This window comes from Streptococcus oralis SK304 (genome assembly GCF_000287715.1).
Lineage (GTDB): Bacteria > Bacillota > Bacilli > Lactobacillales > Streptococcaceae > Streptococcus > Streptococcus oralis_Y.
Genome location: NZ_ALJN01000016.1, coordinates 228,505 through 242,144, shown reverse-complemented (window position 1 = coordinate 242,144; position 13,640 = coordinate 228,505). Strand labels below are relative to the sequence as shown.

Annotated in this window: 12 protein-coding genes; all 12 read right to left on the bottom strand. The window is 32.6% G+C overall.

Annotated elements, in window-relative coordinates; all coding sequences use genetic code 11:
- Window position 1: 1 nt before the first annotated feature.
- The 12 genes from HMPREF1125_RS08065 to HMPREF1125_RS08015 all read right to left on the bottom strand — a co-directional run bounded on the left by HMPREF1125_RS08065 (window position 2) and on the right by HMPREF1125_RS08015 (window position 13,640).
- On the bottom strand, window positions 2-1,693 hold the full coding sequence (locus tag HMPREF1125_RS08065; RefSeq protein WP_001216193.1) for an ABC transporter permease: 1,692 nt from the start codon (window positions 1,691-1,693) through the stop codon (window positions 2-4).
- A gap of 11 nt (window positions 1,694-1,704) precedes the next feature.
- Entirely contained in the window at window positions 1,705-2,715 is a 1,011-nt protein-coding gene (locus HMPREF1125_RS08060; RefSeq protein ID WP_000589130.1) for an ABC transporter ATP-binding protein, read from the bottom strand.
- Between the two features lie 103 nt (window positions 2,716-2,818).
- Window positions 2,819-3,898, bottom strand: a complete 1,080-nt coding sequence (locus HMPREF1125_RS08055; protein ID WP_000748691.1) for an extracellular solute-binding protein — start codon at window positions 3,896-3,898, stop codon at window positions 2,819-2,821.
- Between the two features lie 37 nt (window positions 3,899-3,935).
- Window positions 3,936-4,592, bottom strand: coding sequence for a DUF1868 domain-containing protein (locus tag HMPREF1125_RS08050; protein WP_000793817.1), 657 nt, complete (start codon window positions 4,590-4,592; stop codon window positions 3,936-3,938).
- 144 nt (window positions 4,593-4,736) lie between these two features.
- The gene (gene galE, locus HMPREF1125_RS08045) at window positions 4,737-5,750 is read right to left on the bottom strand and encodes a UDP-glucose 4-epimerase GalE (protein ID WP_000996576.1); all 1,014 of its coding nucleotides are present in this window, start codon (window positions 5,748-5,750) and stop codon (window positions 4,737-4,739) included.
- Between the two features lie 12 nt (window positions 5,751-5,762).
- Window positions 5,763-7,238, bottom strand: coding sequence for a UDP-glucose--hexose-1-phosphate uridylyltransferase (galT, locus tag HMPREF1125_RS08040; protein ID WP_001193547.1), 1,476 nt, complete (start codon window positions 7,236-7,238; stop codon window positions 5,763-5,765).
- A 16-nt stretch (window positions 7,239-7,254) separates the two neighbouring features.
- Window positions 7,255-7,893 (bottom strand): phosphate signaling complex PhoU family protein, encoded by a 639-nt coding sequence (locus HMPREF1125_RS08035; protein WP_000946442.1) that lies wholly within the window; start codon window positions 7,891-7,893, stop codon window positions 7,255-7,257.
- Window positions 7,893-8,627, bottom strand: coding sequence for a PP2C family serine/threonine-protein phosphatase (locus HMPREF1125_RS12610; protein ID WP_000687247.1), 735 nt, complete (start codon window positions 8,625-8,627; stop codon window positions 7,893-7,895). Before HMPREF1125_RS12610 ends, HMPREF1125_RS08035 begins: the two co-directional genes overlap by 1 nt.
- Window positions 8,614-10,731, bottom strand: coding sequence for a glycosyl hydrolase family 28-related protein (locus tag HMPREF1125_RS08030; RefSeq protein WP_000680431.1), 2,118 nt, complete (start codon window positions 10,729-10,731; stop codon window positions 8,614-8,616). Before HMPREF1125_RS08030 ends, HMPREF1125_RS12610 begins: the two co-directional genes overlap by 14 nt.
- Before the next feature lie 851 nt (window positions 10,732-11,582).
- Entirely contained in the window at window positions 11,583-11,873 is a 291-nt protein-coding gene (locus tag HMPREF1125_RS08025) for a DUF5960 family protein (RefSeq protein WP_001080185.1), read from the bottom strand.
- Window positions 11,863-12,228, bottom strand: coding sequence for a hypothetical protein (locus HMPREF1125_RS08020; protein WP_000981958.1), 366 nt, complete (start codon window positions 12,226-12,228; stop codon window positions 11,863-11,865). Before HMPREF1125_RS08020 ends, HMPREF1125_RS08025 begins: the two co-directional genes overlap by 11 nt.
- Window positions 12,225-13,640: a Y-family DNA polymerase gene (locus tag HMPREF1125_RS08015; RefSeq protein WP_000219661.1), complete on the bottom strand. Its 1,416-nt coding sequence runs from the start codon at window positions 13,638-13,640 to the stop codon at window positions 12,225-12,227. Before HMPREF1125_RS08015 ends, HMPREF1125_RS08020 begins: the two co-directional genes overlap by 4 nt.

Below are 13,640 nucleotides of genomic sequence, written 5' to 3'. Positions count from 1 at the left end.
ACTATTTCCTTTTCTTACCGCGTGGTCTCTGTGTGAAGTATAACACAGTTCCAGAAATAATCATTAGAATAATTGTATAAACGAATACAAGAGCTTGTGCGTTAGATGTTGCTGTTTCATCACCTGCAGAACGAATCGTAATACCTAATGGTTGAGCCAATGGATGATAAAGGAATACAGATAAATCGAAATCGGTCAATAAAGAGTTAAAGTTGAGTGCGATAACAGAGAGAACAACCGGCAAGATGAAAGGAATAATAACCTTCATCATTGTGTAAAATGGTGAAGCCCCCATACTTCTAGCAGCATCCTCCATCTCATCATCAACACTAAATAAGATTGCACGTACCATTCTATAAGAGAATGGAATTTTTACAACAATATAAGCGATTAGCAAAATTACTAAACTACCAACTAGAATCTGGTTAAAGACTAAAAGTTGAGGTTGGTTGAAAGTGAATAATAAACTAACTGCTAGAAGTGTACTTGGTAATAGCCAAGGAAGAAGAGCTCCGTATTCGAACAAGAAATCAAATCGAGCTTTATGTTTACGAACTACTCGCGCAAACACAACAGCAAGAACTGTTGCAGTAGTTGCTGCAATGATAGAATATATAAAGCTGACTAGGAATGGAGAAAACGCAGCACTATTACTAAAGAACAATTTGTAATTATCAAGAGTAAAGTTTGATAATGATAAGTTTCCTGTCTGTATTGCAACTGGGTCAGTAAATGAATACAATACAATGAAAATCAATGGTAACATGAAAACAGTGAACAAAGCATAAGCAACAATATGTGCAATGATATTCCATGGTTTAGATGTGATTTTTTGTTTTTTCAAAGGTGCTTTCGTTTTAGAAATAGAAATATAATTTCCGCCTTTTTCGATCTTGTTCATAATAGTAAGCAAAATCGTAGTGGCAACACCCAAAATAATTGCTAGAAAGGCGGCTAAGTCACGAGAATTTCCCATTCCAGCAAATGTTATGATCATTGGGTTAATAGTTTGGAATTCTTTCCCACCAACAATCATAGGTGCTGCTACTGCTGATAACCCACTTAGAAAAACCATAATTGTCAGAGCGAATAAAGTAGGAATAAGAGTTGGCAATACTACTTTTCTAAACACTGTAAATGGTTTTGCACCCATATTACGTGCAGCTTCAATAGTATGATAGTCTACACTACGAATTGTATTAGTTAGGAATAAGGTGTGATTAGCAGTACCAGAAAATGTCATAATAAATAGAACTGCACCATAACCAATAAACCAGTTAGGATCTAAAGATGGAATAATACTTTGTAAAAATTTGGTAATCATTCCATATGGTCCATAAACGAATTTATAACCAGTAGCCAAAACTACTCCACCGTAGATTAGTGACGTCATGTATCCTAGTTTTAATATTTTAGCTCCTTTAATATCAAAATATTCTGTAAACAATACACAAAGTACACCAACAACATTAACAGTTATAATTAGTGAGAATGCTAACTTAAAACTGTTCATAATACTCTGAATCGCACGTTGAGATTTAAGAGCTCGTTGTACGACATCAAGTGAAAACTCCCCACCTTTCACAAATACATTAACTACTAAATCAAAGTTTGGATAAATGATGAAAGTTACCAAGAACCAGATTAAGCCTAAACGAATGAGCCAATCTTTCCAATTTAATTTATGACGCATACTGCACCTCCTTAAAATTGCAGAACGTCTGATGGTGTGATAAATAATTCCACACTTTCTCCGACAGATCTAATAGCTGACTGACTATCGATACTTGTTACATTAAGAATTTGATTTTCAGATACCTGAACAGTATAGCGAATTGTAACTCCTGAAAATTCCACATCAATAATTGAACCTTTTAAGACAAGATCCTGATCCGTTTCACGTTTGAAGCGAACTTTTTCTAAACGAATGTAACCTTTTTTATCTTCCAAAAGAACATGAGCATTATTTAGAAGAATTCCGTGAACAGTTTCATCTGTAAGTACGTTAATGTCTCCAATAAAATCACATACAAATTCTGTTTGAGAATTATGATAAATTTCTACTGGTGTTCCAACTTGTTCAATAAAACCATTATTAAAGACAGCAATCCTATCAGATAGCGTTAACGCTTCCTCTTGGTCATGTGTAACATATAGAGTCGTAATTCCCAATTCTTTTTGAAGACGTTTCAACTCTTTTCTCAAATCCACACGTAATTTTGCATCTAGGTTTGACAAGGGTTCATCCAAACATAGGATTTTAGGTTCCAAAACAAGAGCACGAGCTAAAGCTACACGCTGCTGTTGTCCTCCAGATAATTCTGAAACGTTACGTTGCAATTGTTGATCTGAAATCTTAATTTTAGCAGCCACTGCAGAAACCTTGGCTTTAATAACATCTGGAGCAACTTTTTTAACTTTTAAACCAAAAGCAATATTATCAAAAACTGTCATTGTTGGAAATAGTGCGTAAGATTGGAATACGATCCCGATTCCACGTTTTTCAGGCTCCAAGTGCGTAACATCTGTGCCATTAACCTCAATACTTCCAGATGAAGGGTCTAAAAAACCTACCAAAGCTCTTAAAGTTGTTGATTTACCACAACCAGATGGTCCAAGGAAGGTAAAGAATTCTCCTTCCTTAATATCTAAATTTAGATTATCAATCGCGATAAAATCACCGTATTTAATTTGAATGTTATCAAATTTAATCATATTACTAACTTCCTTTACTTATAAATGAAAAGTCTCTCTTAATTTCTCATGTAGGTTTAGAAACTTTAGAGAGACCTGGAATTTTAAAATTTACACTTATGTCCTATTTTACATATTCTAGTTCAGCTTTTTCAACCCATTCATCCAAATGTTTTCCAACAGCTTCCCAATCAATACTTTGCGGTTTCACTTGATCAACAAATTTCTTAGTAGCTTCTGGTAACTCTTTCACTGCCTCAGTATTTGCAGGAATAGAACCAAAGTTTTTGCTGTACTCTACTTGAATTTCTGTTTGACCAAACCAATCAATAAATTCTTTAGCTAAAGCTTGTTTCTTACTAGTATTCAAAATCATTGTTTGTTCAGTTACAAACGGAACACCAATTTCAGGAGACATTACTTTAAATACAACATTTTGTTCTTTTTGTCCAACTAATGCACCAGAACCCCACATCATACCGTACTGGATTGGGTCATCCTTATCTAACATTTTAACAATTGAACTTTCACCCTTTTGAAGAGTGTACGCATTTTCCAAATATTCTTTAGCTGCTTGCCAACCTTTTTCAGAAACGCCTAATTCTCCTTTATCATCGAGATAGCGAACAAGGATACTTGCCAAGATCGCACGCCCTGTTCCCCCTGAAAGTCCAGAAATTGAATATTTACCTTTATATTTGCTGCCTAACTCAGTCCAATCTTTAGGCATTTCAGTAACATCAGGAGCACCAATCAAGACCAATGGCTGAACAATTACAGGATTGTAGTAGTTATCTTTATCTGATAGAGATTGGTCAATTTTATCTAACCATTTAGGTTTGTACTGTACCAATAATTTTTGATCTCTAATTTTATTTGAATCAACAGCTCCAATACCAAATACCATATCAGCTACTGCATTATTTTTTTCAGCAATAACACGATCTGCCAACTGAGCACCTGGAATGTCAACCATTTTAATATTGAAACCAGCTTCTTTTGCTTTAGCAGTTAGCCAATCTCCACGTCCGTTTGAAACAGAGTTAGAATAAATTACTAATTCTTGGCTCTTATCAGCTTTTTCTTCTGATTGAGGTGTATCGCTCGAAGAATTTGATGAATTAGTTGAACCACCTGAACATGCTGCCAATGTTGTAACCGCAACCCCTGCAGCTAAAAACGATAATAATTTAGATTTTTTCATATGAAATCTCCTTTTTATTTTTAATTATAATTTTATTTTAAAATTTTTCGCAATATGGAACAAAGCGTCTCATATCTTCAAATACTGTGTAATCGATACGATTTACTGTAATGACAGGAATCTTTTCAAGCAGAACTTCGGTTAATTCCTTTTTCACTTTAGTAAACTCTTCATTTTCTTCTTCAGTTAATGGAACTCGAAGATATCCAATTGAGATATGGAATTGATAGCGATCATGATTAGGGAATCGAACACCTGCTTTTTCAGAAACATATGTTCTAATTTCTTCTAATCGTTTAGCTGATTTTTCATCGGCTGGTTCTACTAAAATGTTTTGATTTCCCATTTCAGTCACACGCATATGAATATCTTCGTTTAGCAATGGGAAAATTTCTAGTTGTTTTGCAAAGTAATCATGAATTTCTTGTAATGGCGTATCCAATGGTAGATGGCTACTCCAAAATTCAGGCTCACGATTTTCATGGCAAAGCAATTCAATTACAGTCATATGAATAGAATCTCTTGGAGTTAATGTGAATTTGTCTATAAATGGTAACTCTCTATAGCGTGATTGAATGATATCAACAACTTCCATCAAATCTGAATTAGTATAAAGATTTGCTACAACTGTATTTCCGGGAAAATGATTAAATTCTCCGTTCTCTTTGAACTTAATTTTTGTTAAGTTTTTCATAAACAGACCTTCTTTTATATTTTTTGACATCGGTGTCATTTATATTTGTATTATACAATGTAATCGTTTACTTTGTCAAGCGCTTTCATTGTTTTTTTTAAAATTTTTTTAATATATACATGTTACAAGACTACTTGAACTTTATTATTTATTGTATCCATTAGGATTTTTTGATTGCCAATTCCATGTATCTCTACACATGTCTTCGACCGTTTTTGTAGTCTTCCAATTTAATTCCTTATACGCCTTATCTGCATTTGCATAACAAGTCGCAACGTCTCCTGATCGTCTTGGTACAATTTTATACGGAATTGGAACCTTATTAACACTCTCAAATGTATTTACAAGTTGTAATACACTTGTACCTTCTCCTGAACCAAGGTTATAAATATAAACATCTGTTTTTTCAGATACTTTTTCTAAAGCTTTTATATGCCCTATCGCTAAATCCACTACATGGATATAATCGCGAACACCAGTACCATCTACCGTATCATAATCATCTCCAAAAACACTTAGCTCTGGTCGCTTACCTACCGCTACTTGTGCAATAAAAGGCATTAAGTTGTTAGGAATGCCTGATGGATCTTCTCCAATCAACCCAGACTCATGAGCACCAATCGGATTGAAATAACGAAGCAACGCAATACTCCACTCTAAATCTGCTACATGAACATCTTTTAAAATTTGTTCAAGCATCACTTTTGTGTACCCATACGGATTCGTTGCACTTGTTGGCATCGTCTCAATAAGAGGAGACTGATTGTGAACGCCGTATACAGTCGCACTCGATGAAAATACAATCTTTTTAACATTAAACTCTGACATCACTTCAACAAGAGATAATGTACTCATAATATTATTTTCGTAGTACATCACAGGCTTTTGCACGGATTCGCCGACAGCTTTGTATCCTGCAAAATGAATTGCAGCCTCAATAGATTCTTGTTCAAAAACTTTTCTCAATCCTTGTTTATCACAAACATCTAATTCGTAAAACGTAGGACGTTGCCCTGTAATTGCTTCAATACGATCTAATACTAAAATGCTTGAGTTTGAAAGGTTGTCGACAATAACGACTTCCTTTCCTAAATTTAGTAATTCTACTACGGTATGGCTACCAATATAACCAGCTCCGCCTGTTACCAATATTGCCATTTTTATTTCCTCCTAATTAATTCCAACCGATTTAACAAATCTCATAAATGCTTCATGTCCGGTTTGAGTATTCTTATAAACACCTGCATCTTCGAGAACTCTCGCAAATACTTGCCCTACTTCATGTTGAACTACGCTATGAACCTCCTCCTCTTTAAGGACAGGATATTTTTCTTTCAATTGAACGGCCCATTCTAAATGATAATCAGCAATTGCGTTATCTTTTCCTAAAAGATATTTCTCAACTTCTTCTAACTCTGTTTTCAAACGAGGTGGTAAAATCGCAAGTCCCATCACCTCAATTAACCCGATGTTTTCCTTTTTAATATGTTGTACATCTTGATGAGGATGGTAAACACCATCTGGGTATTGTTCAGTAGTATGATTATCTCTCAAAACAATATCCAATTCATATCTCCCGTTTACTTTACGAGCAATAGGAGTCACCGTATGGTGTGGAATATCTTCAGTCTTAGCAATGATGTCTACGTCTAAATCTGAATATTCTCTCCAGATATCTAGGATTTTAGTGGCTAATTCTACCAAACGATTTTTATTTTCACCTTGTAGCCTAATCACTGACATCGGCCATTTTATAATCCCAGCTTTAACATCCTCAAAGTCTTTAAAAAGAAATTCTCTCTCAAATTTTGCTTTTTCCATTGGGAAAATATATTTTCCTCCCTGGTAGTGATTATGACTAAGAATAGAACCTCCTGAGATAGGAAGATCAGAATTTGAACCAGCAAAATACCCTGGTAAAATATCAACAATCTCCAATAATTGTTCAAATGTTTTGGACGTAATAGCCATAGGTACATGTTGACTATTCAAGAATATCGCATGCTCATTAAAATATGAGTATGGAGAATACTGGAATCCCCATACTTCGTCTCCCAGTTCCAATCGAATAATTCTATGATTAGCACGTGCTGGATAATTTATTCTCCCCTGATAACCTTCATTTTCCATACAAAGTAAACATTTTGGATAATTAGATGACTTTACTAATTTCTCTGCCGCGATTGTTTTCGGATCTTTTTCCGGTTTTGATAAATTGATTGTAATTTCAAGTGAACCATAATTAGTTTCAGTATGAAAAGCTATATTTTTAGAGATAGCTGACAATTTAATATAGTCGCTATCTTTACTTAGCTGATAGAACTCTTCAACTGCTTCCTGTGGCGAAACATCATATGAACTCCAAAAAATATCATTAAGGCGACTTGGTAATGGAACGATGAAATTCATCAGCTCTGCACCTAAACATTCCTTCGCCTCAGCTAAATCAGCAATTTTACCATTCTTTAAAGCTATTTCTACTAAATCGTCTTTTAATTTTTTAAGATCACTATCATTTGAAATCTTATCAGTTCCTTCTTCCCCGATTAAGGCCAAAACTCTATTTTTTATATATATCTGGTCCATCGGTTTATAAATTCCATATTCAATAACTCTATTAACAAAATTATCTACTATTGTCTGCATATTTACTCCTCTTTATCTATAATACTCCTCTTTCCTGATAATCTAACCATTCATAAATAGATTGTGTTGTATGGGATATCTTATCAAGAATATTAACAACTTCTAAAAATACAATAACTTCATCAACATTTTTGGGTTCAATAAGAAAATTCTCTACTGCTTTATCTCCTAGTTTTTGACATAAATTAGATATTAAATGATATTTTTTATTATAGTCATATACGTCAAACTCATAATTTCTCTTCTTAAACCATAATAAAGCTTTCTTTAAGTACTCGCCTAGTTCAAAATGTATTTTCAGCATTTCATAAAACAACGCCCCCCATTCATGCATTGCATGAACATTTTTTAAAACTATAACTATTTCAACGATTCGGTCTCCGATACGTTCAATATCTGTTGATAGCTTTACTATAGTAATAATTTTTCTCAAATCACTAGAGACAGGATGTTGTAAACAGATTAGTTCGATTCCTTTCATATCTATTTCAACAACTGCTTCATTGATAACTAAATCATTATCTACAATACTTTGTTTTTGAACTTCGGTTAGAGTGTCAAATATTATTTCATACTTTTTTATTATAGAGTCCCATATATCTTCTAGATTGTTTGACAATTCAATGATTTCATTGTCAAAATTGCTTCTCAACATTATCTAACCTCAATAATCAAAATACTTGCATCATCTTTTTTTCCATAAATAGGATCAATATTTCTAGATTTTTTTCTTATTTCAATCAATTCTTCAAAAGAGTAGCCTGAATTTTGAGTATAAAAGTCGTAAAAACCATCAGTCATTAAAACAATATGATTACTAGTTACTTCCAAACTACCATTTAAAACATGATTTATACTACTTTTGTCTAGTGAACCTATCCAATATCCTTCTGGTTTATTAGCTAGCTTCCTAATATTTTGTAATATTGTCTTTTTATCAACTTCATGATTAGATTTGATTGCAAATTTTCCTTGCTCAAAAAGACAATCTACTCTATGATCTGTAATCACTTGATTGTTGACTATCATAACACAATCGCCAACCATTATGTATTCTAATTTTAAACCGGATAATTTTGCAAAAATAAAGGCAAATGTTGGCAACTGGGAATAATCATCAAACTCACACTTATCTATCTTAATTCTTTTTCTAACGTCATCTAAAGCAAGCTCGAAAATTTTCTTCAATGATAAAGAATCTTTACAATACTGCTTGAGACACTCAGAAATAAGATGAGATACTTCTGAAACTGAATAACCTATAGAGTCTTTTGCATTAAATAAATCTGTTGCTCCATCTATAATCCAGAAATATTGGTTTTTGTAATCTACGCTATCTTCGTTCTCTTTAGCGCTACCTTGTATTGAGCAAATTCTATCTATCTTCATAACGACGTTTTAAACTCCATTGTCCAAATAGAAGGCAAATTCCAAATACAGTTATAACCATCTCAGCCATTTTATTTAATCCAGTTTTTGGTAATGCATGTTGATTATCTTTTACCTTCACTACTTCACTAATATTGGTTACATCATCTTGTTTTTGTGAAATTTCTACTGTTACTACATTATCTGAATCATGATTTGATTTTTCAATTTTATCATCTACACTATTTGCTGAGTAATTATTAGCTAAATTATTTTTGTTTTCAACTACAGGTTTTAATTCCTCCACATGATTATCTGAGTGGTTGTCTGAGTGGTTGTCTGAGTGGTTATCTGAATTTTGAGAAAAGATTTTATAACTTTCATTCTCAGTTATAATATTAAAATCACCAACATTATTATTTGTGTCTGAACTAGTCCCTTTAAAATCTGTTTTAAGTAAAGAAACGTGATTTCCTGTTAAATTGGAAAGTTGATTATTTAAGACAGTGATAGTTCCAGCGGATTCTTCAATTACAATTCCGTCTTTACCTCCGGAAATGATATTATCAGACACTACCAAATTGTCACTGACTCTTAATAATTCAATATTTGGCTGTTCAGCATTTTGCGAATTATTATGAATGATATTCTTTGTTACAGTAATATCAGACACTTTTCCAAGATAATCTGCACTATCTTTTGCAACTCGTATTGCTTTTGTTTTAGCGTCAGCAATATTAAATACATTTTCAGTAATAGTCACATGTTTATTCAGATCTAATACGTCTTTAACATTTTTATAACTATAAGCATTAACTAAAGCAGCACCATTTTCACGATAGTGTTCACTTTCCTCTTTAGTTTTCTTATCAAACCTATTTCCTTTTATTAAAATATCAGTAAATCCTGTAAAGCGAACACCCGCATACATCATATTATCAAAATGATTATTTAGAATTTTAATATTTGAAGGATTTTCAGTTGTTGCAGTTTGATAATGTGTCCCAATTGCAGTTACTAATTCACCTGATTTTTCACTTTTACCAAAATAAGAATTTTGAATCGTTACATTTTCAGATTTTTGACCATTATCATTTAATGCATATGGAAAGCCTTTTCTGGTTAATGGCTCTATTTGAATAGACTCCTTACTGATGATCTGACCATCCTTCATAGTCTTAGGAAGAGCTTGTCCCAAAAAACGAGAGTTATCTACTAGTACATTTTTTGAACCTGCAATTTGAATGGCATGCCCCTGATAGCTATCTTTAAAGGTAACATTACTTATTGTTACGTTTTTTGAATTTCCTATAGCAAAGGCTCCTGAAGAATTAATCAAAGGGAGATTCTTAGCTTTTGTCCTCTCTTCATTCAAAGCTCCGTTCATATCAATTGTTCCACCAGAGTAACTGATATCTTCAGTTGGTTCCCACTCAACTTGATCTCCATCGTCAGTGAATAAACCTGTCATGAATACAATAGAAGGATGATTTTTGATATTGATACCATTTAATATGGTAGCTTTTTCATGTACTTCTAGGTGTGTATGACTTCTCAAAAAGACAATCTCTTTAACTAAATAAGTCCCCTCAGGAAAATATACTTTCCCTCCACCTAATCCTTTAGCAGCTGCATCTATTGTATCCTGAATTGCTTGTCGGTCATCATTAACCCCATCGCCTACTGCACCATAATCTTTTACATTTAAAGCAATTTTTTCAAAATCTTTTTTTATAGTGCTATCATTTACAATATCTTCTTTACTATTCTTACTTTCATTATTAGATTTTTCTATAGATTCAACAGTTTTATTATCTTGTGAATCAGAATGAATAGTATTATTAGAGTTATCACGATTAACACCTGACAAACTATCTAAATTATTAGTAGATGAATTAGTATCGATACTTCCAATAGAATCATTATTAGAAATATTTTGAGAGTAACCTAAATCATTGGTAGTTACATTAGAAATCTCTTTTGTATCAATCTGTGATGTAGTAGTACCAACTTCATCAGCTAAAATACTTTGGCTTCCCAAAATTGAAATAGCCAATAAAACTGAGCATGTTCCAACTTTCAATTTACGAATGCTAAATACTTCATTATGAAAAATGTGTTTCATAAGGACCTCCAATATTTTTATTAATTTACAATTTATTATTACTTTTCTTAAAATAGAGAAAATGACACCGCTGTCATTATCTTTATCATATATTTTCTAATTTGAATTGTCAAGAAATAACACAATAAAATACAACATTTTTGAAAACGCAATCATATTTAAATTTTTATATCTAATCAATATATACAAAAAATTTTTTTAACTTCTTCCAATATTTCTAGTTTGAGATAATAGTTTCATTGTTTCGAAAAAATCTTCTAAAATATCACTAAATTCTATTTAATAAAAGTCGTAATCTTTTAATTATAATTTAAAATCATGACCATCCGTCAAACGGGTGATCTGTGCTAGGGCTATAAGTTCAGATTACTAGCTAGCGTCTAAAGACGCTGGCTTTCACTATGTGACTATTAGTCCGTCTCACACCTAGCGGAGCGAGACGGACTAATAGTCACGTAAAAAAGAACGCTTGGTAAAAAGTCTTTAAAATAAAAAAACGCATATTATCAGGTATCTAAAACCTTAATAATATGCATTCTTGTGGAAAGATTTACTTCATTTTCTCCTCAAATTGAGTTTTACCCAGCCTCCAGTATTGTTATAGAATTACTTAGAGTCCTAATTTTTCCTTTATAATCATGTCAAACGAAATAGTTAATTCATCACCTCCTATTATTTTTTTGGATGTTATCAATATTAGAATGAGATAGTTTTTAATTATAGTATTAAAACAGTCGTGATGTTTTTTAATTTATTTATTCAACTACTATATTTCTTGTTTCACAATTAAAATTATTTTATTAATCTTTAATTTTATCTATTGATTTTTGTTTTCAATTGTTCAATAATTTTCATAAACTAAAGCAATGTCTCTGATATTCATACTGCCTAATCCCACTACTATCTTTATTCATCTTGATAGAAAAAACAAAGTAATGGTCCCGACCGTCTAAAGATTTACTTTTGTCAAGTTTAAAATAATGTTTTTGAGACATAGCCATTGTGCGTAAAATATCATCGGTAATAAATGTTAATGGTATATCTAAAGCAGAATACTTGTAAAAATCTGACTCAAATCGTAAATAAGAATCAGAAAAATAATCTAGCTGCAATTTATCGTCATATAATTCTTTACGATTCATGTAATTCCTCACCTTCTATCTGGATATCAAGTATATCTAACCATTCTAATCGAAGAAATCCAATGTCTGATTTTATAGATATAAACTCTTTCCCAATTTCTTTAACAATACCCGATACTACTTTTCTTCTATTTGAGTGCTTAAAAATAAACGTTGCAGGGAATGTATTCGTATAAAGTTGACGAACAAGTAAAACTTTCACTTCCATTGATAAAGTAATTGAGACATCTTCTTTATTTTTTTCTTCCCAAAGAGAACTTGAATGTTCTGACAAAAAGAATCCCATCCACTTAGCCATCCCACGATCTTGATACTCTCTTGCAGATAAAAACGGCAAATAAGAACGATTCATCATTTTAGCCCATCTAATCCTCCAGCTGAATGACCACCAATGAGTTTACTTCTTGCAATTGTTCTAGAAGCCTGATCCAGGGCATTTCCTTTCAATAGTGAAGTAAAACCAAATTCTGTTCGAATAGCATCAATTGCGGACTGGAGCCTTTCTTCTTTTTCTATTTTCTCAATATCATCAAATAATGAAATCAATCCAAAGGATTCATCTACTAAACCAGAATAGTTAACCGCAACATTCCTAATAGCTCCTGAAGTATATTTAGTTTTAAATAACTTTAAAACGTAATTTGTCAGTAATGCTGTTTGATTGGTCGGTTCAATCTTCATTTGAGTATGAATAGATCGTTTCTGTTCTACTTTAGAATATCCTAAGTGTATAGAAACCACAGTCGCTTTTTTACCAGCTCTTCTCAATCTAACTGCAACTTGTTCTGCCATTTCACGAAGTATAATTTCAATATCTCTTTGTTTGACATAATCTCTAGGTAAAACTTGAGAGTTCCCTATCCCTTTTGACTTCGGCTTATAAGGTTTATGAACATTGCTTTCATCAATACCATTAGCGTGAAACCACAACTCTAGTCCCATAATCCCAAGCTCTTTTTTAATCAAGTCAGGATTAGCCTGTGCCAATTCTTTAATCGAAAAGATACTTAGATTATGTAATCTCTTCTCCATTCTATTTCCAATTCCCCAGAAATCTGTCATTTTAGGAATAGCCCATACTTTCTTTTCTATATCCTCATAGGACCAATTAGCTCTCATTGTCGGAGTCTTTTTAGCTTCATTATCAAGTGCCAACTTAGCTAATAAGGGATTGGCGTTAGACATACCTACCGTTGAATAGATTCCTGTTTTTCTCCAAATCTTTTTTTGAATAGCAGCCGAGATAATATCTAATTTATCTTTCCGACTAATACTTTTATCTGGCACAAAATAATTTAATGAACTTGTTAAATCAATAAATCCTTCATCAATTGAATAAGGATAAATATCGTCTGGTGCCGCAAAATCTTGAAAGATTTTTTGAATTTCCATATTGACTGCTATATAAGTATCCATTCTCGGAGGAACAATCACAGTTGATTTTGCCCATTCCTCAATAAAACGCACATAATCTATCGTTGTCGGTAAACCTTGCTTCTTAGCGTTATAGTAAGAGAACTTCCTAGTTTTTACATCAAATGGTAAATCATAGGAACGTCCAACGTTTGATTTTCCAAAGACCTTTTTAAACATAGGAGAGGAAGCAAGGATTAACCCGGCAGAATTATCTGCACGACTCATAACACAAAGCGAAGTCTTAAGTGGATGTAAGCCTCTATCGACACACTCTACACTTGCGTAAAAAGATTTCATATCAATAAATGCAACGTCACTCTTTGGTTCGAGACTATAATCAAACCAAGTCAT